The sequence below is a fragment of the Flavobacterium sp. ST-158 genome, from assembly GCF_058309975.1.
This window is the reverse complement of record NZ_JBZEEN010000007.1, coordinates 85166-106770: the sequence shown is the minus strand read 5'-3', so window position 1 is coordinate 106770 and position 21605 is coordinate 85166. Positions and strand designations below refer to the sequence as shown.

Sequence of the window (21605 nt, the reverse complement as noted above, 5' to 3'; positions counted from 1 at the left end):
TTCATGGCTTGATTTCTTATCGGTTATCATTTTATTATGAAACAAATCTATAGCAATAGAAAAGCACTAAAAAAAATTTCCGACAAACTACTATAAAACTCGTTTAGCTACTAAAAAAAGCAACAAACTATCAAAATGCAAAAAAAAGCCTTCAATAAAATTGAAAGCTTTTGAGTTATTTATGCTTGCCCGGCAGGACCAAAATTAAGCGGAATAGGCGTTTGCTCCGTGTCTTTGATTTCTCCATGAGCCATTTCAAAACGATGAATATTATCACCTATTGCCTTTAATAATCTTTTAGCATGCTGAGGCGTTAAAACTATTCTTGACTTTACCTTAGCCTTAGGCACACCTGGCATTATGCTCACAAAATCTAATACAAACTCTGAAGCTGAATGATTAATGATGGCTAAATTAGAATAAATCCCTTCGGCTGTTTTCTCGTCTAATTCAATATTTATTTGTTCTTGTTGTTCTTTCATATCTGATCTTTTTATAAACTAAAAAGTTAAAAGTAAAAAAAATAGAAAGACTACACGAGGTAATCTTTCTATTTTTTAATTTAAAGTATATTATTTATTAATAAATATATTCTTCTTTGTTTGCCATCATATCGTTATAATCTTCTTTAGAACCTACAATAGCATTATCGTACTCTCTCATACCTGTACCAGCAGGGATTCTGTGTCCTACAATAACATTCTCTTTCAATCCTTCTAATAGATCTACTTTTCCGGCAACAGCAGCCTCATTTAATACTTTCGTTGTTTCTTGGAACGAAGCAGCAGAAATAAACGATTTCGTTTGAAGCGAAGCTCTTGTAATACCTTGTAATACTGGAGTTGCAGTTGCAGTAACTACATCACGAGCAACAACTAGGTTTTTATCAGAACGTTTCAATAAAGAATTTTCATCTCTCAATTGACGTGGAGTAACAATTTGACCTTCTTTTAAGTTAGAAGAATCTCCTGCATCCTCAACCACTTTCATACCGTATAATTTATCATTCTCAACAATAAAATCTTTAGTATGAATCAATTGATCTTCTAAAAATAATGTATCTCCCGGATCTTCAACTCTTACTTTACGCATCATTTGACGAATAACTACCTCAAAGTGCTTATCATTAATTTTTACCCCTTGTAAACGGTATACCTCTTGAATTTCGTTAACCAAGTACTGTTGAACAGCTGCTGGACCTTGAATTCTCAAGATGTCGTCTGGAGTGATTGCTCCATCTGATAAAGGAACACCAGCTCTTACGAAGTCATTTTCCTGAACAAGAATTTGACTCGATAATTTCACCAAGTATTTCTTAATTTCACCAAACTTAGATTCGATGATAATCTCACGGTTACCTCTTTTGATTTTTCCAAAAGAAACCACCCCATCAATTTCAGAAACCACAGCTGGGTTAGAAGGATTTCGTGCTTCAAGCAACTCAGTAATTCTAGGTAAACCTCCCGTAATATCCCCAGATTTAGAAGAACGACGTGGAATTTTAACCAATACTTTACCTGCTTTAATTTTCTCACCATCTTCAACCATCAAGTGGGCTCCAACTGGTAAGTTGTAAGAACGAATCAAATCACCATCTTTACCATAAACTAATAAAGTAGGAATTAATTTTTTGTTTCTAGATTCAGAGATTACCTTTTCTTGGAAACCAGTTTGCTCATCGATTTCAACCATGAACGATTGTCCTTGCTCTAAATCTTCGTAAGCAATTTTACCAGTAAACTCAGAAACAATAACTCCATTATATGGATCCCATTTACAGATTACATCTCCTTTTGCAATAGACTGCCCGTCTTTTACATAAATACTAGAACCGTAAGGAATATTATGAGTATTTAAAACAATACCTGTTTTTTCGTCAACTAATTTCAATTCTGTAGAACGAGAAACAACGATATCCACTTCGTTTCCTTCATTGTCTTCGCCTTTTACAGTTTTTAAATCTTCTACTTCAAGTTTTCCTGGGAATTTAGCAACAATACTAGACTCTTCAGAAATACCTCCTGCAACCCCTCCAACGTGGAATGTACGAAGTGTCAACTGTGTACCTGGCTCACCAATAGACTGTGCAGCAATTACACCTACAGCCTCACCTCTTTGAGTCATTTTTCCAGTAGCTAAGTTACGTCCGTAACATTTAGCACAAATACCTTTTAATGCCTCACAAGTTAATGGAGAACGAACTTCAACACTTTCTAATGGAGAAGCGTCAATTGCCTTAACAATTGCCTCAGTGATTTGTTGTCCTGAAGCCACTAACACTTCATTAGTTAAAGGATTAATTACGTCTTGTAATGCAACACGTCCTAAGATTCTTTCACCTAATGATTCAACGATTTCTTCATTTTTCTTCAATGCAGAAACTTCAACACCTCTTAAAGTACCACAATCTTCTATATTAACAATAACGTCTTGAGAAACGTCATGTAATCTACGAGTCAAGTAACCAGCATCCGCCGTTTTAAGAGCCGTATCCGCAAGACCTTTACGAGCACCGTGAGTAGAGATAAAGTACTCAAGGATAGAAAGACCTTCTTTAAAGTTAGAAAGAATCGGGTTTTCAATAATTTCACCACCACCAGCAGTAGATTTTTTAGGCTTAGCCATCAAACCACGCATACCAGTTAACTGACGAATTTGCTCTTTAGATCCACGAGCTCCAGAATCAAGCATCATATACACCGAGTTGAATCCTTGTTGGTCTTCTCTAATGTTTTTCATTGCTAATTCTGTCAATTGTGCATTAGCAGAAGTCCATACGTCAATAACTTGGTTGTAACGTTCGTTATTTGTAATAAGACCCATGTTATAGTTAGTAGAAATTCCTTCTACTTGCTCTCTAGCGTCAGCAATCAATTGAGTTTTTTGCTCTGGAATTCTAATATCACCTAATGAGAAAGATAATCCTCCGCGGAATGCAAATTTATACCCCATATCTTTCATGTTATCCAAAAAGGCAGCCGTTTCAGGTACACTTGTTGAATTTAATACGTGACCGATAATATCTCTAAGGTTTTTCTTAGTCAATACTTCATTGATATATCCAGCTGCTGGTGGCACTACTTCATTAAATAATACACGTCCCGCAGTTGTTTGGATAATTTGGTAAACCAATTCTCCTTCTTCATTAAAATCTTTTGCTCTAATTTTCACACGAGCATTCAATTCTAATCTTCCTTCATTTAAGGCAATGTTTACTTCCTCAGCAGAGTAAAAAGTAAGTCCTTCTCCTAAAATCTTCTTTTCTGGAGTAGACAAACGCTCTTTGGTCATATAATAAAGACCCAAAACCATGTCCTGAGAAGGTACCGTAATAGGAGCACCATTTGCAGGGTTCAAGATGTTGTGAGAAGCTAACATTAATAATTGAGCTTCAAGGATTGCTTCTGGTCCTAATGGCAAGTGAACTGCCATCTGATCCCCATCAAAATCCGCGTTGAATGCCGTACATACTAATGGGTGTAATTGGATTGCTTTTCCTTCGATTAATTTTGGTTGGAAAGCTTGAATACCCAATCTGTGCAAAGTAGGAGCACGGTTCAGTAATACTGGATGTCCTTTAATTACATTTTCAAGAATATCCCAAACTACTGGCTCTTTTTTATCAATAATTTTCTTAGCAGATTTAACTGTTTTTACAATTCCTCTTTCTATCAATTTACGGATAACAAAAGGTTTGTATAATTCAGCTGCCATATCTTTTGGCAATCCACATTCGAACAATTTCAATTCAGGTCCAACAACAATTACCGAACGAGCAGAATAATCCACACGTTTTCCAAGTAAGTTTTGACGGAAACGTCCTTGCTTACCTTTTAAGGAATCAGATAATGATTTTAATGGTCTGTTTGATTCTGTTTTAACAGCAGATGCTTTTCTTGTATTATCAAATAATGAATCTACCGATTCTTGCAACATACGTTTCTCGTTTCTCAAGATTACTTCTGGAGCTTTAATCTCCATTAATCTTTTCAAACGGTTGTTACGAATAATTACACGACGGTATAAGTCATTTAAATCTGAAGTTGCAAAACGACCTCCATCAAGTGGAACTAACGGACGTAATTCTGGTGGAATAACAGGAACCACTTTCATAATCATCCATTCAGGACGATTTTCGCGGTTTAAGTTAGACTCACGGAAAGATTCCACAACTTGTAATCTTTTTAATGCCTCAGTTTTACGTTGTTTAGACGTTTCATTATTAGCTGAGTGACGCAATTGGTAAGACAATTGATCTAAATCAATACGAGCTAATAAGTCCATAATACATTCTGCTCCCATTTTGGCAACAAATTTATTAGGATCAAAATCGTCTAAATATTGGTTATCCTGAGGAAGTGTATCTAAGATATTCAAATATTCTTCTTCAGTTAAGAAATCTAATCTTTGCAATGATTCCCCATCTGCATTTTTAGCAATACCTGCTTGGATTACTACGTATCTTTCGTAGTAGATAATCATATCTAATTTCTTAGATGGAAGTCCAAGGATATAACCTATTTTATTTGGAAGAGAACGGAAATACCAAATGTGAGCAATAGGAACTACCAAGTTAATGTGACCTACTCTATCTCTACGTACTTTTTTCTCAGTAACTTCAACCCCACATCGGTCACAAATGATTCCTTTGTAACGGATTCTTTTGTATTTACCACAAGCACATTCAAAATCTTTTACTGGTCCGAAGATTCTTTCGCAGAAAAGACCGTCACGTTCTGGTTTGTGCGTTCTATAATTGATAGTTTCTGGCTTCAAAACCTCACCTCTTGATTCTTTCAAGATAGATTCTGGAGACGCTAATCCTATCGAAATTTTATCAAACCTTTTTACTTGGTTTTTCTCTTTATTATTTCTGTTATTCATCATAGTTTTTACTATTGATTTATTTGCAATTAAAAATTGATTTTAGATTTTGCCTTAAGCATCCTCCATTACCTCGAATTACTTCTCTAAACTTCAAACGACTATTTGAAGTGCTAGTTATAAAACCCTCTTGGTTTCTATAAAAAATCGGAACGGTTTACGGGTATAAATCCTGAAAACTAAAAAAAGTGTTCAGTGTTTGATTGACATTTACCGCAACCAAACACTGTTCACTGAATACTATTATTATTCTTCTAATCTAATGTCTAATCCAAGACCTTTCAATTCATGCATCAATACATTGAATGATTCTGGCAATCCTGGTTCTGGCATAGTTTCTCCTTTTACGATAGCTTCGTAAGTTTTAGCTCTACCAATTACGTCATCAGATTTAACTGTTAAGATTTCTCTAAGGGTACTAGAAGCTCCATAAGCCTCCAATGCCCAAACTTCCATCTCTCCAAAACGTTGACCTCCAAATTGAGCTTTACCTCCAAGTGGTTGTTGTGTAATCAACGAGTATGGACCAATAGAACGTGCGTGCATCTTATCATCAACCATGTGTCCTAGTTTCAACATATAAATTACACCCACAGTTGCAGCTTGATGGAAACGCTCTCCTGTACCACCATCATAAAGATGTGTATGTCCAAAACGTGGAATTCCAGCTTCGTCAGTTAATTCATTGATTTGGTCTAGAGAAGCACCATCAAAAATTGGAGTAGCATATTTTCTACCTAATTTTTGTCCAGCCCATCCAAGAACAGTTTCATAAATTTGACCAATGTTCATACGAGAAGGTACCCCAAGTGGATTCAATACGATATCAACTGGTGTTCCGTCTTCTAAGAAAGGCATATCTTCATGACGAACAATACGAGCAACGATACCTTTGTTACCGTGACGTCCTGCCATTTTATCCCCTACTTTCAACTTACGTTTCTTAGCGATATAAACTTTAGCTAATTTCAAAATTCCTGATGGCAATTCATCTCCAACAGTAATTGTGAATTTCTCTCTTCTTAATGCTCCTTGTAAATCGTTCAACTTAATTTTATAGTTATGAATTAAATCATTCACCATTTTATTAGTTGCATCATCAGCTACCCATTGACCTTTGCTTAAGTGAGCAAAATCTTCAACAGCGTAAAGCATTTTTTGAGTGTATTTTTTACCTTTTGGTAAAACTTCTTCACCCAAATCGTTCATTACACCTTGTGATGTTTTTCCGTTTACGATTAAGAAAAGTTTCTCAATTAATCTATCTTTTAATTCTGTAAATTTAACTTCGAACTCCATTTCCAATGCTCCTAAAGCATCTTTGTCCTGAGTACGTTTGCGTTTGTCTTTTACAGCTCTTGCAAATAATTTTTTGTCTAAAACTACACCGTGAAGAGATGGAGAAGCTTTCAATGAAGCGTCTTTTACATCACCAGCTTTATCCCCGAAGATGGCACGAAGCAATTTCTCTTCTGGAGTTGGATCAGATTCCCCTTTTGGCGTAATTTTTCCAATAAGAATGTCACCAGGTTTCACCTCGGCACCAATTCTAATCATACCGTTTTCATCCAAGTCTTTAGTAGCCTCTTCAGAAACGTTAGGAATATCATTCGTTAACTCTTCATTACCTAATTTAGTATCTCTTACCTCTAATGAGTAATCGTCTACGTGGATTGAAGTAAAGATATCATCACGAACTACTTTTTCAGAAATTACAATCGCATCCTCGAAGTTGTACCCTTTCCATGGCATGAACGCTACTTTTAAGTTTCTACCTAAAGCTAATTCTCCATTTTCAGTAGCATATCCTTCTGATAATACTTGACCTGGAACCACTCTATCCCCTTTTCTTACGATCGGTTTCAAGTTAATACTTGTTCCTTGGTTGGTTTTTCTGAATTTAATTAAATTGTATGTCTTTTCATCAGCATCAAAACTTACCATTCTTTCTTCTTCAGAACGATCGTACTTGATAGTAATGATATTAGCATCTACATATTCTACAGTACCATGCCCTTCAGCATTAATCAATACTCTAGAATCAGAAGCTACCTGACGCTCTAAACCAGTTCCAACAATTGGAGCTTCAGGACGAATTAATGGTACGGCCTGACGCATCATGTTCGATCCCATCAACGCACGGTTCGCATCATCATGCTCCAAGAAAGGAATTAAAGATGCAGAAATCGAAGCAATTTGGTTAGGAGCAACGTCAGTATAATCTACCTTAGAAGGGTCAACAACCGGGAAATCACCTTCTTCACGTGCAATTACGTTTTCAGCGGTAATTTTTCCAGAATCTTCCATTTCAATGTTGGCTTGCGCAATCAACATTCCTTCTTCTTCTTCAGCACTTAGGTAAGTTGGCTCAGAAACTAAATCAACAACACCATTTGTAACTTTACGGTAAGGCGTTTCAATGAATCCCATTCCGTTTACTTTAGCATAAACTCCAAGAGATGAAATCAAACCAATGTTTGGTCCCTCTGGTGTTTCAATAGGACATAAACGTCCGTAGTGCGTATAGTGAACGTCACGAACCTCAAATCCAGCTCTCTCTCTCGAAAGTCCACCTGGTCCAAGTGCAGATAATCTTCTTTTGTGTGTAATCTCAGCTAATGGATTTGTTTGATCCATAAATTGAGACAACTGGTTAGTTCCAAAGAAAGAGTTGATAACTGATGATAATGTTTTAGCATTAATCAAATCAATTGGTGTAAACACCTCGTTATCTCTAACGTTCATTCTCTCACGAATAGTTCTAGCCATACGTGCTAAACCAACACCGAATTGCTGAGACAATTGTTCACCAACTGTTCTAACACGACGGTTTGATAAGTGGTCAATATCATCAATATCCGCCTTAGCGTTTATCAACTCAATTAAATACTTCACGATAGTAATGATATCTTCTTTGGTAAGCACTTGCTTTTCCATTGGGATATCTAAACCAAGTTTTTTGTTCATTCTATATCGACCTACTTCACCTAAATTGTAACGTTGATCAGAGAAAAACAATTTATCTATAATACCACGAGCAGTTTCTTCATCAGGCGGTTCTGCATTACGCAATTGTCTGTATATATGCTCAACAGCTTCTTTTTCAGAGTTTGTTGGATCTTTTTGTAATGTATTATGAATGATAGCATAATCAGCTTGATTAGCATCTTCTTTATGCAACAAAATAGATTTAACGTTAGATTCAATGATCTCTTCCACATTATCTTTATCGATAATCGTGTCACGATCAAGAATAATCTCGTTACGTTCGATAGAAACTACTTCACCAGTATCTTCATCTACGAAATCTTCATGCCATGTATTCAATACACGAGCCGCTAATTTTCTACCGATATATTTTTTTAGTCCTGTTTTAGAAACTTTAATTTCTTCAGCAAGGTCAAAGATTTCAAGGATATCCTTATCTCTTTCAAAACCAATAGCGCGGAATAAAGTTGTTACAGGTAATTTTTTCTTTCTATCGATATAAGCATACATTACGCTATTGATATCAGTAGAAAATTCTATCCAAGAACCTTTAAAAGGAATTACTCTGGCAGAATATAATTTTGTTCCATTTGCGTGGAATGATTGTCCGAAGAAAACACCTGGAGATCTGTGAAGTTGAGAAACAACTACACGTTCAGCACCATTAATAACAAAAGTACCACTAGGAGTCATATAAGGAATTGTACCAAGATATACATCTTGAACAATAGTTTCAAAGTCTTCGTGTTCTGGATCTGTACAGTATAGTTTCAACCTTGCTTTTAAAGGTACACTATGTGTTAGACCTCTTTCTATACATTCTTGAATTGTATAACGTGGTGGATCTACAAAATAATCTAGGAATTCCAATACAAAGTTGTTTCTTGTATCTGTAATTGGAAAGTTTTCCATGAAGGTGTTGTATAAGCCTTCGTTGCCTCTTTCGTCAGATTTAGTTTCTAATTGAAAAAAATCTTGAAAAGATTTTACCTGAACATCCAAGAAATCTGGATACTGAGGTATATTTTTTGTAGAGGCAAAATTCAATCTTTCAGTCTGATTTGTTATCATCAATGGACAAAATTTTGATTAAAAAAAAGTAGTTTTTTGTGTAAAACACATTGTTTAATTGATACTTTCTTTTTAGAATCAATACATCTTTAAAAACAAACTGATATAAAATACAGTATCATTTTTTTTCTTCGTATTGATCAAAAACTTTTTGGTATTTTTAAACTATTACAATAATAAAATTTGAACTATTTTATTATACGAAAAATGGTTTAGGCATTAAGTGATTAACTTAATACCTAAACCTAGTTCTTAAAACTGTTTAAACTTATTTAAGCTCAACTACAGCTCCAGCTTCTTCTAATGATTTTTTAAGACCTTCAGCCTCTTCTTTAGAAACACCTTCTTTTACGTTAGATGGAGCACCGTCAACTACGTCTTTAGCTTCTTTAAGACCTAATCCAGTTAATTCTTTTACTAATTTTACAACAGCTAATTTAGAAGCTCCAGCTTCTTTTAATACAACTGTAAATTCAGTTTGAGCTTCTTCAGCAGCATCTCCTGCACCACCTCCTGAAACTACTACAGCTGCAGCAGCTGGTTCGATTCCGTACTCATCTTTTAATATTGTTGCTAATTCGTTAACTTCTTTTACAGTTAAGTTAACTAATTGTTCTGCGAATTGTTTCAAATCTGCCATTTTTTCTATCTTTTAAAATGATTTGTGAAATTATAATTTATTTATTGTGCGCAATTTAAAATAAACCCGAGCGCAAACTCAGTTTTATTATGCTTCTGTTTCTGCTTCTTCTCCAGCAAATTTGTTTTGAAGTGCAGAAATAATTTTTTGAGCAGGTGATTGAAGTAATCCAATGATTTCTCCAATAAGCTCTTCTTTAGATTTAATAGTTGCTAATGTATCCAACTGATCATCACCAATATAAATCTCAGAATTTACGTAAGCTCCTTTTAAAATAGGTTTTGCTGCTTTTTTTCTAAAGTCTTTAATAACTTTTCCAGGCGCATTAGCAACATCTGAAATAAGAATAGCACTATTACCAGTCAATACTGAAGGTAAATCACCATAATCATTATCAGAAGCTTCCATAGCTTTTGCAAGCAAAGTATTTTTTACAACTTCTAATTTAATTCCTGCTTTAAAACAAGCTCTTCTTAGGTTTGAAGTTGTTTCTGCATCAAGTCCAGAAATATCAGATACATAAATAATATTTGTACCAGCTAACTGTGCAGTTAAATCTTCAATCGCGATTGATTTTTCTTCTCTAGTCATACTAAAAATTTTTAACTACCAATTATACTGCTTTTGGGTCTAATGCAATAGCAGGACTCATTGTGCTTGTAAGGTGAATACCTTTAATGTAGGTACCTTTAGCAGCAGTTGGCTTAAGTTTGATTAATGTTTGAATAATTTCGTGTGCATTGTCATAAATTTGCTCCGCTCCAAAAGAAACTTTACCAATTCCTGCATGTACAATACCAGTTTTATCAACTTTAAAGTCAATTTTACCAGCTTTTACCTCTGTAACAGCTTTTGCAACATCCATAGTTACAGTACCTGTTTTAGGGTTAGGCATTAAACCTCTAGGTCCTAAAATACGACCTAACGGACCTAATTTACCCATAACAGCAGGCATAGTGATGATTACATCAACATCTGTCCAACCGTCTTTAATTTTTTGTAAGTACTCGTCTAATCCAACGTAATCAGCTCCAGCTTCTTTAGCTTCAGCTTCTTTATCTGGAGTAACTAATGCCAATACTTTTACATCTTTACCAGTTCCATGAGGCAATGTTACTACACCTCTCACCATTTGATTCGCTTTTCTTGGATCTACACCCAAACGAACTGCGATATCAACAGACTCATCAAATTTTGCAGAAGCAATAACTTTAATCAATGCCGAAGCATCTTTTAAAGAATACAACTTGTTCTTTTCAATTTTTGAAGCAGCCTCTTTTTGCTTTTTTGTCAATTTTGCCATGTCTTTCTCTTAATTAAAAAGGAGCGTCTCCTGATACAGTTATACCCATAGATCTAGCTGTTCCAGCAACCATACTCATAGCTTTCTCAATCGTGAAAGCATTTAAGTCTGGCATTTTGTCTTCAGCAATAGTTCTAATTTGTTCCCAAGTAACACTAGCTACTTTTTTACGATTAGGCTCACCTGAACCAGATTTTAGCTTTGCAGCTTCCAATAATTGAACTGCTGCAGGAGGAGTCTTAACAACAAAATCAAATGATTTGTCTTTATACACAGTAATTTGTACTGGGCATATTTTGCCAGGTTTATCTTGTGTTCTAGCATTAAATTGCTTACAGAACTCCATGATGTTAACCCCAGCAGCTCCTAAAGCAGGTCCAACCGGTGGCGACGGATTCGCAGCACCTCCCTTAACTTGTAGTTTAACTACCTTACTAATTTCTTTAGCCATTTTTTAAAAAATTTAACACAACAATTTACGGAAGCAATTGAAGTGATTATTATAGTGTAACGAAAATTATACTTTTTCTACTTGCATAAAACTTAATTCTAATGGTGTCTTTCTACCGAAAATCTTAACCATAACTTCAAGTTTACGCTTTTCTTCATTAATTTTTTCAACTGTACCGTTGAAACCATTGAAAGGCCCATCAATAACCTTAACCGTTTCACCTAAGTTGAATGGAATTGATTTAGTATCTGTATTTACAGCTAATTCATCAACCTTACCAAGCATTCTATTAACTTCTGATAATCTAAGCGGAACAGGTTCACCACCTTTAGTTTCACCTAAAAAACCAATTACACTTGTAACTGATTTAATAATATGAGGAATCTCTCCAACTAAATTTGCCTCTATCATAACATAGCCAGGAAAATACACTTTCTCCTTAACTAACTTCTTACCATCCTTTACTGATACTACTTTCTCAGTAGGAACAAGAACTTGAGACACATAATCAGCCATCCCTAATCTAGAGATTTCTGTTTCTATATATGCCTTTACTTTATTTTCTTGCCCACTTACCGCTCGAACAACATACCATTTTTTAACATTATTATCTGCCATAATAAAACCTAAGCTTTTAACCAGTTAAAAAATCCTGCTAATGCTTTTGCAAAAAACTCATCTACTCCCCATGTTGCCAAAGCAAATAATACCGAAAAAACAGCCACAATAATTGTTAGACTTTGCACCTCAGCCCATTCTGGCCAAGTTACATTTGACTTCAATTCTTCAAATGCTTCTGATATGTAATTAACAATTTTTGCCATTATGATATATTTTTTTTTGCACGGGCGGAGGGATTCGAACCCCCATCAACGGTTTTGGAGACCGCTATTCTACCCTTGAACTACGCCCGTATAAAACACAGTAGCAACCTAAGTTGCTACTGTGTCAATTTATTTATAGAAAATTACTCTACGATTTCAGTTACCTGACCCGCACCTACAGTTCTACCACCTTCACGGATAGCAAAACGTAAACCTACGTTCATAGCAATTGGAGACAATAAAGCAACATTGATTGTCAAGTTATCCCCTGGCATAACCATCTCTACACCTTCTGGTAAAGTAATAACTCCTGTTACGTCAGTTGTACGTACGTAGAACTGTGGACGGTAGTTATTATGGAATGGTGTATGACGACCACCTTCTTCTTTTTTCAAGATATAAACCTCAGCTTTGAAAGTTGAGTGTGGTTTAACTGAACCTGGCTTAATAATAACCATACCACGTTTGATATCAGCTTTATCAATACCTCTTAACAATAAACCTACGTTATCTCCAGCTTCACCTCTATCAAGGATTTTACGGAACATCTCAACTCCTGTAATTGTAGAAGTTAATTTTTCAGCTCCCATACCAATGATTTCAACGGGATCTCCAGTATTAGCAACTCCAGTTTCGATACGACCTGTAGCAACAGTTCCACGACCTGTAATTGTAAATACGTCCTCAACTGGCATCAAGAATGGTTTAGCTACGTCACGTACTGGCTCTTCGATCCAAGCATCAACAGCTTCCATTAATTCAAGAATTTTAGGAACCCAAGCAGCATCATTATTCAATCCTCCTAAAGCAGAACCTTGAATAACTGGACAGTTATCTCCATCATACTCATAGAAAGATAATAAATCTCTAATTTCCATTTCTACAAGCTCTAACAACTCAGCATCATCAACCATATCCACTTTGTTCATGAAAACAACGATACGTGGAATACCAACTTGACGTCCTAAAAGGATGTGCTCACGAGTTTGTGGCATTGGACCATCAGTAGCAGCAACTACTAAGATAGCACCGTCCATTTGAGCAGCACCAGTAACCATGTTCTTAACGTAATCCGCGTGACCTGGACAGTCAACGTGAGCGTAGTGACGGTTAGCAGTTTCATACTCTACGTGAGATGTATTAATAGTAATACCTCTTTCTTTCTCTTCCGGAGCGTTGTCAATTTGATCAAAAGACTTAGCTTGACAGTATCCTGCATCAGATAATACTTTAGTGATTGCAGCAGTCAAAGTAGTCTTTCCGTGATCTACGTGTCCGATAGTACCAATATTTAAGTGTGGTTTCGAACGATTAAAACTTTCTTTTGCCATTTTACTTAATTTTTAATCTTAGTTATATATTAATTTCAATTTCCTACTTATTTGAGCCAATGTCGGGATTTGAACCCGAGACCTCTTCCTTACCAAGGAAGCACTCTACCCCTGAGCTACACCGGCAGAGAGTTCTTAATTTAGATTTCAAACCCAAACTTTAGATTTGCCAATCTAAAATTTAAAATCCAAAAGCTTAAACTTCATTTTGTGGGGAGAGCAGGATTCGAACCTGCGAAGTTTTCACAGCAGATTTACAGTCTGCCCTCGTTGGCCGCTTGAGTATCTCCCCTAACCAATAATTTCAATATTTCAAAAAGAGCCGATAGAGGGACTCGAACCCACGACCTGCTGATTACAAATCAGCTGCTCTAGCCAGCTGAGCTACATCGGCATTTTCAATAAAAAAAGTCCGCTATTTCTAACGGACTGCAAATGTATAGATTTTATCTCTCAATCAAAACATTTTTTGAAAAAAATTTAAATTATATATGTGTTCTTATTTTTTCTTTTCTTTTTACAAGCAAACGCTCCAATGATTCTGCCGACAATTCCACTGCCTCTTCAAAGGTTTTACACTGTTTTTTTACCAAAAAATCATCTCCAGGCACATTTATTTTAACCTCTACAATTTTATTCTCCTTTTCACTTGTTTTCTCAACTTTCAAATAAACATCTGAAGAAACCACTCTATCGTAGTACTTTTCTAATTTATCCATTCTACCTTGAACAAAATCTACTAGCTTTCCATCAACTGCAAAGTTAACGGCATGAACATTTACCTTCATAATCAATATTTTTTTATGGTTAAACTTTAGAATCATCACCACCTCTAGGATGCGCACCAACATAAACTTTTTTCAACTCCAACAAACTGTTATGAGTATAAACTTGCGTTGAAGCTAAACTAGAATGCCCTAACAACTCCTTAACTGAATTCAAATCAGCTCCGTTATTCAATAAATGAGTTGCAAAAGTATGCCTTAACATATGCGGACTTCTTTTTACCTTTTCGGAGACTTTACTAAAGTAAGAATTTATTAAGCGATACACAAAAGATTCACTTAATTTTAAACCTTTTTTTGTCAAAAAAAAATAAGCCTCATCCTTAACCACTTCTAAACCGTTCCTCTCCTTAAGATACAACTGCATTTGCCCTAAGACCACTTTCAAAATCGGAATCAGCCGCTCTTTATTTCTTTTACCCAAAACTTTAATAGTAGCATTAGAAAAATCAACCGCATCCAACTTTAAATTAATCAGTTCCGATCGCCTAATTCCTGTTGAATACAACAACTCAATCAACAAGCGATCTCTCACTGCTTCAAAATCATCTCCTAAACCAACCTCACTCAAAACAGATTCTAATTCTTTTTCCGAAAAAGGAATCTGAACTTTTTTAGACACTTTCAAAGCCCGATGCTTCAACAAAGGACTCACTTCGATACATTTAATTTTTAAAAGAAATTTATAAAATGCTTTTAGCGAAGCTATTTTTCTATTTACAGAAATAACAGACAAACCACCTTCTACTAAAAAAACAACCCAAGATCGTATTTGAGTATACTCTACACGACTTATATCTTCTTGCTCAAAATTCACAATATTGTATTTCTGAAAATCAGACACATCTTTCACATAAGCGCCAAGCGTATGCGAGGAGTATTTTTTCTCCTTTTGTAAATAATCCGCAAATGCTTCTAAGTTTGTAGCCATAAAAAAAACCGTTAGCATCAAATTTATAAAAAATCTGACCACTAACGGTTATATTTGTTTCAAAAAGAAAACTACTAACTCTCTAAGCTATCTTTCAAACCTTGGATGTAAGCTGCTTTTTGGAATTTCATTCTGTTTTTAACTGACGGTTTAATGAAAGCCGTACGAGCTCTTAATTGACGAACAGTTCCAGTTTTATCAAATTTTCTTTTATAGCGCTTTAATGCTCTATCGATATTTTCTCCGTCTTTAATTGGTATAATTAACATAATTTTGACACCTCCTCTCGTTAAGGCTGCAAAAGTAAAAATTAATTATGAATTACAAGTTATAAATTGTAATTAATTTCAAAAAAGCTATTTATCCAGCGAATTCTATAACTTTCGTTCCTATCCTTTTAGAATATTTCTAGAAATCACCACTTTTTGTATCTCTGTAGTACCTTCTCCAATTGTACAGAGCTTAGCATCTCTGTAAAATTTCTCAACGGGAAAATCTTTGGTAAAACCATAACCTCCATGAATCTGCACAGCTTCATTAGCTACTTTCACACATACTTCAGAAGCATACATTTTAGCCATAGCACCTGCTGTAGTAACTGGACGATGCTGTTCTTTCAGGAAAGCTGCTTTGTGCAACAACAATTCCGAAGCTTCAATTTCAGTAGCCATATCCACTAACTTAAAAGAAACTCCTTGAAATTCAGAAATTGCTTTTCCAAACTGATGTCTTTCCTTAGAATATTTCAAAGCTGCTTCATAAGCCCCTTTTGCAATTCCTAACGACAAAGCTCCAATAGAAATCCGCCCGCCATCAAGAATTTTCATTGCTTGAATAAAACCTTCACCTACTTCACCTAACCTATTAGCATCTGGAATACGACAATTATCAAAAATCAATTCGGCTGTTTCACTAGCACGCATTCCTAATTTATTTTCTTTCTTTCCAGAAGTAAATCCTGCCGTTCCTTTTTCAAAAACAAAAGCAGTCATTCCTCTCGAATCTCCTTTTTCACCCGTACGAACAATTACCACAGCAACATCTCCAGATATAGCATGTGTGATAAAATTCTTTGCTCCATTAACAACCCAATAATCACCTTCTTTCTTAGCTGTAGTATTCATTCCTGCAGCATCCGATCCTGTATTATGCTCTGTTAATCCCCAAGCACCAATATGTTCACCCGAAGCTAATTTTGGAATCCATTTCTTTTTTTGTTCTTCATTTCCAAAAGTTAAAATATGATTGGTACATAAAGAATTATGTGCCGCCACCGACAAACCTATTGAAGGATCTACTTTAGAAATTTCTTCTATAATAGTAATATATTCGTGATATCCCAATCCAGAACCACCTAACGCCTCGGGAACCAAAACACCCATAAACCCCATTTCGCCTAATTTCTTAAACAACGGAACTGGAAAAACCTGAGCTTCGTCCCATTCCATTATATAAGGTCTCATGTTTTTTTCAGCAAAATCCCTTATAGATTGCGCAATCATATTTTGCGTCTCACTAGTATCAAAATACATCATTCTGGCTTATTATTTTTAAAAGTCCAAATATAAGGCTATAATATCTGCATTTTCAATAGGCATCCCTTTAATTTTTAATAAATCAGAAGTATTTTTTATATCTCCGTTCATACTTCTATAAATTACAATTTCTCGCGCCAAATTATAATTAAAATAAGGAAACCTAGCTAATTCTTTCACGGAAGCATTATTGATATCTACTTTTTTGAAATCTGGAAGCGCACTAACTTTAAAGCTTATGTTCAACTTTTCTATTACTTCGGGAGATAATCCCCAAACATCTTTCATTTGATTCATCGAAACAAAACCTCCTAAACGCTCTTTAAATTTTAAAATTCGGAGCGAAATAGCTTCTCCAATTCCGTAAATCTTAATTAAATCTTCCTGCGTAGCCTGATTAATATCTTTAACAATGATTTTTTCTTTTTTCGAAAAATACTCTGACTTTGTATTCGAAAAACCTGCTGACTTAGAAATTGCTTTATTTTTAACCCAATCTGGAAATTTAAAATAAGGAGCAATAACCGCCAACAAAGAATCAGAAACGCCCGTTACAATCTGAAATTCTTTAGCCGAATTCACATATTTATTTTCCTTTCTAAAAGCAAATAGTCTATCAATTTCAGCAACAGACATTCCTAATTTATAGCCTTTATAATCTGAAATAAAATTAGGATTAAAGGGATAAATTTTAGTCTCCTTTTGATTTTGTTCTTTTTCAATATTTTTTATTTCATTATCTAACAAAAGCCATTGCTGTTCTTCAAGACTTTCTTTTGGAGTTGTTTTAAAATCTACAAAAAAACAAACAAATTGAATGACAATAATTATAAGAAACAAACCCAGAATTCCTCTTTGTTGTTCTTTCGAAAATTGAAAACTACTTCTGTTTTTCATAAAAATATCTAATCATCAATACTAAGCAAAAGCTAAATTTATAAATAATTACAATGATATAAGACTAATTCAAAAACATAATTATTGTTTTTTCATAAAAAACTATACTTTTGAAAAACCATAACCTAAAAAACAAAAAAACATGTCTATCTGGAAAAGAAAACCATTGGGCCAACTTTTAGCCGAAGCCGAAGATTCTGAAAAAGGATTAAAAAAAACCCTAACCGCTCCCGGCCTCGTTGCTTTAGGTATTGGAGCCATCATTGGGGCTGGATTATTTTCAATAACAGGTCTGGCCGCTTCATTAAATGCCGGCCCTGCCATTACCATTTCGTTTCTTATAGCAGCCTTTGGATGTATTTTTGCGGGTCTATGTTATGCTGAATTTTCCTCAATGATTCCCGTTGCCGGAAGTGCTTACACCTATTCATTTGCAACCATGGGAGAATTTATAGCCTGGATAATTGGTTGGGACTTAGTACTAGAATACGCAGTAGGAGCTGCTACGGTATCCATAAGTTGGTCTCGTTATTTAGGAAAATTATTAGGAGGATATGGTATACACATTAGTGATTCCTATATGCTTTCGCCTTTTGAAGGAGGGATAATCAACATTCCTGCCGTTTTTATTGTCATGTTAATGTCCTTAATATTAATAAAAGGCACAAAAGAATCTGCTTTTATTAACGGAATTATCGTTTTACTAAAAGTTTCTGTTGTACTAACATTTATTGCTGTAGGTTGGCAATATATCAAACCCGAAAACTACAGCCCATACATCCCTGAGAATACTGGAAAATTTGGCGAATTTGGTTTCTCTGGAATCATTAGAGCTGCAGCAATTGTATTCTTTGCGTATATCGGTTTTGATGCGGTTTCTACTGCCGCTCAAGAAGCAAAAAACCCAAAAAGAGATATGCCTATTGGTATTTTATTATCATTAGCTATTTGTACCGTATTATATATTTTATTTGCCCATGTAATGACAGGAGTTATAAACTATAAGGCTTTTGCTGGAAAAGACGGAATTGCACCTGTTGCCATTGCCGTTGAAGCTATGGGACCTACAGGCGCTAACGGTATGATTACTCCTGCTTATCCTTGGCTGAACAATGCTATTTTATTAGCCATTTTAGGAGGATATTCTTCTGTTATCTTAGTCCTTTTAATGGGGCAAAGCCGCGTATTTTTCTCTATGAGTAAAGATGGGTTGATTCCAAAGGTGTTTTCAGAAGTACATTCTAAATTTAGAACACCTGCTAAAAACAACTTATTATTTATGGTTATCGTAAGTATTTTTGCAGCCTTTATCCCCGCAAGAGTAGTTGGAGAAATGACCAGTATTGGAACTTTATTTGCCTTTATTTTAGTTTGCTTAGGCGTATTAATTATGCGTAAAAAAATGCCCGATGCACCAAGAGCTTTTAGAACACCACTTGTTCCTTTTGTTCCAATTGCTGGAGTAGCCGTTTGTTTGTTCATGATGGTATTTTTACCATTAGACACATGGATAAGACTTATTGTTTGGATGATGATTGGTTTTGACTTGTATATTTTCTACGGAATGAAAAACAGCGCTTTAAACAAAGGACAATTTAGTTTGAAAAACCAAAAAACAGTTGCTGGTTCTGGATTAGGAATGGTGATTATACTTATCATTATTGCTTTTATCCATCATAGTGATCCAAATCTAAATGATCTTTATTTATTTTATTTCTCTTTACTTTTCGCTATAATCCATGCCTTTGTTTATGGTTACAGTTATAAAAAATCTAAATAATCTAAAAATATACCCAATAAAAAAGGGACTCTAAAAAATATTTAGAGTCCCTTTTTTATATAAATTAAATTTACAAATCAAATACCGAAGTACGCTTAGACCTTATTAAATCTTTTAATCGTATCCAAAAAGCCAACGTTAAGTAGACTCCAAATCCCAACCCTACAGTTACAAAAGAAATATAAATAAAAAACAAGCGAACACTAGTTACTCGCATACCTAATTTATCAGCAAGACGCGATGAAACTTGAAATCCATATTTTTCGAAAAAAAACTTGAGTTTTAAAATTGCTGACATTCTTGCTATTTTTATATGTGAGCAAATTTACAAATTATAGTGGCAAATAAGCAAACTAAGAGTTCTTTAATAATTCCATCCCAATTGCACAATCCAAACATTTACCGGTTACACAATACTCGTTTTTTAACTGCAACAAGGATTGGGTTTCGTATGAATTATTTGCCCTAATTCCAAAAGCTTTAAATTTATCAATAATACTATTTTTTTCTGGAGCTACAGCGGTTAAAATTGCAATCAAGTCATCTGAAATTTCCTTTCCAAGACTTTTAGCATAAGCAAATTGAATTGGGATAACGGTATTAATGAGTAATAAATCGATGAAGGATTTTGATAACTTTTTTGCCTTCTTCGGACTTTCTTTATCAAATTGATAATGGTTCTCCCAATAAGATGATGGACTAACTTGAAAAAGCTGATAAACTGCGTCAAGCGTTGAAGTATTAATGAGTTGTGAAAATAAATTTTGATATAAATGATACAAATGTGCTAATTGAGACAATCGAATGGTCGGGAAATTATCCGGACGATGTTTAAAAAACTGAACCAATCCTTCACTTCTAACATCTAATTGATATTTATGCAATAAATAATAGTATCTAAATTTTAAATCTTTAAAATAATTATCTTCCTTTTCAATATCTAACAAAGAGGCTTTCCCTAACAAAAGTGCTTCTAGATTTTCGACTTCAAAGCTTTCTTTTCTTATAACCGAAAAAGGAATTGATTGAGCAATTTTAAAAAAAACATCACCATTAGTATTCAAACCAAAGTTTTTAGCAAGCATACAAAACAACACCGCTTCCCAATCATTATTGGTTTGTTCTAACAAATCGTAAATAGCTTTGGATTTTCGTTCTAAACGCTCAAAAAACAAACGCTCTTGCCAGTTTTTTAAAACAAAATCATCTAAATCTTGTAATTGTTTTTCGCAAAAAATCCAAGATTTAGGAGTAAGTAATCTTTGATAATTCGTTAATACATCTTTATCAACATAATTTTTAAGTTCTAAAACAGGGATTTCAGAGTTATCTTTTCTAAAAACTTCAGTATCATGCTCCCAAACTACATGAAGAATTACATTTTCATAAGCAGCATCTATTTCATGATGATGTACATACCAATCAGAAGATTTGATATGAATTTCAACATTACCAGCCCATTTTTGATTCCCAATACTAATTTGTGCATTAAAAAAATCCGGCCCTGCTTGTTCTAAATACTGACCAACATTAGCAATACTAATTGTTTCACCTGTACTCGTTTTTAAATCAAGTGTATTCCACTTTTTATACCTCCATAAATAATGTAAAAAATCTTCTTTCATAACAAAGATTTAGATTGATCACACTAATTTAATGAAAAAACTTACACGACTAGCTTATTAGAAAAGATTTTATTACTGCATCAAATATAATTTAGCGCAAGCTCTGGCATCTGATAAGGCTTCATGATGATTCAACTGAATATTCATTTGACGGCAACAATCACTGAGTTTGGTTGGTTTTACTCCTTTAGCCTTATAAATTTTAACCGTACATTCCCAACGTGAGGCAATGTTCAAATCGGCATAATTTAAGCCATAATAAGCCATAGACTTTACTAATACATTGCGATCAAAACTCTCATTATGTGCTACTACAACTCTGTTTTGAAGTCTTTTTTGAATTTCAGGAAATACTTGAAGAAAATTTTTCGCTCTGACGGTATCACTCGGATAAATACCATGAACTTGTATCGTATAAGGATTGTACAAATTATTTGGCGGCTGGATTAACGTAACATATTCATCTATAACAATCCCATTTTCCACCATTACAATCCCCACAGAACAAGGATGAAAAGAAGTAGCTGTTTCAAAATCGATAGCAGTGAAGGTCATTGTTA

General features: G+C 34.6%; 19 protein-coding genes and 4 tRNA genes. 1 reads left to right on the top strand and 22 read right to left on the bottom strand.

What is annotated here, in order from left to right:
• Positions 1-179: 179 nt before the first annotated feature.
• The 19 genes from AC4FRF_RS11795 to AC4FRF_RS11705 form a co-directional block, all read right to left on the bottom strand.
• Positions 180-482: a DUF3467 domain-containing protein gene (locus tag AC4FRF_RS11795; RefSeq protein WP_491159750.1), complete on the bottom strand. Its 303-nt coding sequence runs from the start codon at positions 480-482 to the stop codon at positions 180-182.
• 97 nt (positions 483-579) lie between these two features.
• Entirely contained in the window at positions 580-4887 is a 4308-nt protein-coding gene (rpoC, locus tag AC4FRF_RS11790) for a DNA-directed RNA polymerase subunit beta' (protein WP_491159749.1), read from the bottom strand.
• Between the two features lie 243 nt (positions 4888-5130).
• Complete coding sequence (rpoB, locus tag AC4FRF_RS11785) at positions 5131-8943, bottom strand: DNA-directed RNA polymerase subunit beta (RefSeq protein ID WP_491159748.1); 3813 nt, start codon at positions 8941-8943, stop codon at positions 5131-5133.
• 268 nt (positions 8944-9211) lie between these two features.
• On the bottom strand, positions 9212-9583 hold the full coding sequence (rplL, locus tag AC4FRF_RS11780) for a 50S ribosomal protein L7/L12 (RefSeq protein ID WP_408081203.1): 372 nt from the start codon (positions 9581-9583) through the stop codon (positions 9212-9214).
• Between the two features lie 87 nt (positions 9584-9670).
• Positions 9671-10174, bottom strand: a complete 504-nt coding sequence (gene rplJ / locus AC4FRF_RS11775) for a 50S ribosomal protein L10 (RefSeq protein WP_491159747.1) — start codon at positions 10172-10174, stop codon at positions 9671-9673.
• Between the two features lie 22 nt (positions 10175-10196).
• A complete protein-coding gene (rplA, locus tag AC4FRF_RS11770) occupies positions 10197-10886 on the bottom strand; it encodes a 50S ribosomal protein L1 (protein WP_491159746.1) in 690 nt (229 codons plus the stop codon).
• Positions 10887-10899: 13 nt separating this feature from the next.
• On the bottom strand, positions 10900-11337 hold the full coding sequence (rplK, locus tag AC4FRF_RS11765; protein ID WP_071185147.1) for a 50S ribosomal protein L11: 438 nt from the start codon (positions 11335-11337) through the stop codon (positions 10900-10902).
• Between the two features lie 66 nt (positions 11338-11403).
• The gene (nusG, locus tag AC4FRF_RS11760; protein WP_491159745.1) at positions 11404-11955 is read right to left on the bottom strand and encodes a transcription termination/antitermination protein NusG; all 552 of its coding nucleotides are present in this window, start codon (positions 11953-11955) and stop codon (positions 11404-11406) included.
• An 8-nt stretch (positions 11956-11963) separates the two neighbouring features.
• Positions 11964-12161 (bottom strand): preprotein translocase subunit SecE, encoded by a 198-nt coding sequence (gene secE, locus AC4FRF_RS11755; RefSeq protein ID WP_486243137.1) that lies wholly within the window; start codon positions 12159-12161, stop codon positions 11964-11966.
• A 19-nt stretch (positions 12162-12180) separates the two neighbouring features.
• Positions 12181-12251: transfer RNA gene (locus AC4FRF_RS11750), tRNA-Trp, on the bottom strand.
• A 53-nt stretch (positions 12252-12304) separates the two neighbouring features.
• Complete coding sequence (gene tuf, locus AC4FRF_RS11745; RefSeq protein WP_491159744.1) at positions 12305-13492, bottom strand: elongation factor Tu; 1188 nt, start codon at positions 13490-13492, stop codon at positions 12305-12307.
• Positions 13493-13546: 54 nt separating this feature from the next.
• A tRNA-Thr gene (locus AC4FRF_RS11740) sits at positions 13547-13618 on the bottom strand.
• 85 nt (positions 13619-13703) lie between these two features.
• A tRNA-Tyr gene (locus AC4FRF_RS11735) sits at positions 13704-13784 on the bottom strand.
• Between the two features lie 28 nt (positions 13785-13812).
• Positions 13813-13886: transfer RNA gene (locus AC4FRF_RS11730), tRNA-Thr, on the bottom strand.
• A 91-nt stretch (positions 13887-13977) separates the two neighbouring features.
• Positions 13978-14280, bottom strand: coding sequence for a ribosome hibernation-promoting factor, HPF/YfiA family (gene hpf / locus AC4FRF_RS11725; RefSeq protein WP_073240954.1), 303 nt, complete (start codon positions 14278-14280; stop codon positions 13978-13980).
• Positions 14281-14299: 19 nt separating this feature from the next.
• Positions 14300-15208 carry a tyrosine-type recombinase/integrase gene (locus AC4FRF_RS11720; protein WP_491159743.1) on the bottom strand — a complete coding sequence of 303 codons (909 nt, stop codon included), beginning with the start codon at positions 15206-15208 and terminating at the stop codon, positions 14300-14302.
• Between the two features lie 74 nt (positions 15209-15282).
• The gene (gene rpsU, locus AC4FRF_RS11715) at positions 15283-15477 is read right to left on the bottom strand and encodes a 30S ribosomal protein S21 (RefSeq protein WP_035659878.1); all 195 of its coding nucleotides are present in this window, start codon (positions 15475-15477) and stop codon (positions 15283-15285) included.
• A gap of 120 nt (positions 15478-15597) precedes the next feature.
• Complete coding sequence (locus tag AC4FRF_RS11710) at positions 15598-16740, bottom strand: acyl-CoA dehydrogenase family protein (protein WP_491159902.1); 1143 nt, start codon at positions 16738-16740, stop codon at positions 15598-15600.
• An 18-nt stretch (positions 16741-16758) separates the two neighbouring features.
• Entirely contained in the window at positions 16759-17640 is an 882-nt protein-coding gene (locus AC4FRF_RS11705) for a ComEA family DNA-binding protein (protein ID WP_491159742.1), read from the bottom strand.
• A gap of 142 nt (positions 17641-17782) precedes the next feature.
• On the opposite strand from AC4FRF_RS11705, the gene AC4FRF_RS11700 reads away from it, so the two are divergent.
• The gene (locus AC4FRF_RS11700) at positions 17783-19420 is read left to right on the top strand and encodes an amino acid permease (RefSeq protein WP_491159741.1); all 1638 of its coding nucleotides are present in this window, start codon (positions 17783-17785) and stop codon (positions 19418-19420) included.
• 70 nt (positions 19421-19490) lie between these two features.
• On the opposite strand, the gene AC4FRF_RS11695 is transcribed toward AC4FRF_RS11700, so the two are convergent.
• From AC4FRF_RS11695 to AC4FRF_RS11685, 3 genes are all read right to left on the bottom strand, one after another.
• Positions 19491-19718, bottom strand: coding sequence for a PspC domain-containing protein (locus AC4FRF_RS11695; RefSeq protein ID WP_491159740.1), 228 nt, complete (start codon positions 19716-19718; stop codon positions 19491-19493).
• A 55-nt stretch (positions 19719-19773) separates the two neighbouring features.
• Positions 19774-21045, bottom strand: a complete 1272-nt coding sequence (locus AC4FRF_RS11690; protein WP_491159739.1) for a DUF2851 family protein — start codon at positions 21043-21045, stop codon at positions 19774-19776.
• 72 nt (positions 21046-21117) lie between these two features.
• Complete coding sequence (locus AC4FRF_RS11685) at positions 21118-21600, bottom strand: 3'-5' exonuclease (protein ID WP_491159738.1); 483 nt, start codon at positions 21598-21600, stop codon at positions 21118-21120.
• Between the last annotated feature and the right edge of the window lie 5 nt (positions 21601-21605).

What these genes read in the sequence shown, in the direction of transcription:
- AC4FRF_RS11795 (WP_491159750.1), bottom strand. Translation starts at nt 482, where the DNA reads ATGAAAGAACAACAAGAACAAATAAATATTGAATTAGACGAGAAAACA.
- rpoC (WP_491159749.1), bottom strand. Translation starts at nt 4,887, where the DNA reads ATGATGAATAACAGAAATAATAAAGAGAAAAACCAAGTAAAAAGGTTT.
- rpoB (WP_491159748.1), bottom strand. Translation starts at nt 8,943, where the DNA reads ATGATAACAAATCAGACTGAAAGATTGAATTTTGCCTCTACAAAAAAT.
- rplL (WP_408081203.1), bottom strand. Translation starts at nt 9,583, where the DNA reads ATGGCAGATTTGAAACAATTCGCAGAACAATTAGTTAACTTAACTGTA.
- rplJ (WP_491159747.1), bottom strand. Translation starts at nt 10,174, where the DNA reads ATGACTAGAGAAGAAAAATCAATCGCGATTGAAGATTTAACTGCACAG.
- rplA (WP_491159746.1), bottom strand. Translation starts at nt 10,886, where the DNA reads ATGGCAAAATTGACAAAAAAGCAAAAAGAGGCTGCTTCAAAAATTGAA.
- rplK (WP_071185147.1), bottom strand. Translation starts at nt 11,337, where the DNA reads ATGGCTAAAGAAATTAGTAAGGTAGTTAAACTACAAGTTAAGGGAGGT.
- nusG (WP_491159745.1), bottom strand. Translation starts at nt 11,955, where the DNA reads ATGGCAGATAATAATGTTAAAAAATGGTATGTTGTTCGAGCGGTAAGT.
- secE (WP_486243137.1), bottom strand. Translation starts at nt 12,161, where the DNA reads ATGGCAAAAATTGTTAATTACATATCAGAAGCATTTGAAGAATTGAAG.
- tuf (WP_491159744.1), bottom strand. Translation starts at nt 13,492, where the DNA reads ATGGCAAAAGAAAGTTTTAATCGTTCGAAACCACACTTAAATATTGGT.
- hpf (WP_073240954.1), bottom strand. Translation starts at nt 14,280, where the DNA reads ATGAAGGTAAATGTTCATGCCGTTAACTTTGCAGTTGATGGAAAGCTA.
- AC4FRF_RS11720 (WP_491159743.1), bottom strand. Translation starts at nt 15,208, where the DNA reads ATGGCTACAAACTTAGAAGCATTTGCGGATTATTTACAAAAGGAGAAA.
- rpsU (WP_035659878.1), bottom strand. Translation starts at nt 15,477, where the DNA reads ATGTTAATTATACCAATTAAAGACGGAGAAAATATCGATAGAGCATTA.
- AC4FRF_RS11710 (WP_491159902.1), bottom strand. Translation starts at nt 16,740, where the DNA reads ATGTATTTTGATACTAGTGAGACGCAAAATATGATTGCGCAATCTATA.
- AC4FRF_RS11705 (WP_491159742.1), bottom strand. Translation starts at nt 17,640, where the DNA reads ATGAAAAACAGAAGTAGTTTTCAATTTTCGAAAGAACAACAAAGAGGA.
- AC4FRF_RS11700 (WP_491159741.1), top strand. Translation starts at nt 17,783, where the DNA reads ATGTCTATCTGGAAAAGAAAACCATTGGGCCAACTTTTAGCCGAAGCC.
- AC4FRF_RS11695 (WP_491159740.1), bottom strand. Translation starts at nt 19,718, where the DNA reads ATGTCAGCAATTTTAAAACTCAAGTTTTTTTTCGAAAAATATGGATTT.
- AC4FRF_RS11690 (WP_491159739.1), bottom strand. Translation starts at nt 21,045, where the DNA reads ATGAAAGAAGATTTTTTACATTATTTATGGAGGTATAAAAAGTGGAAT.
- AC4FRF_RS11685 (WP_491159738.1), bottom strand. Translation starts at nt 21,600, where the DNA reads ATGACCTTCACTGCTATCGATTTTGAAACAGCTACTTCTTTTCATCCT.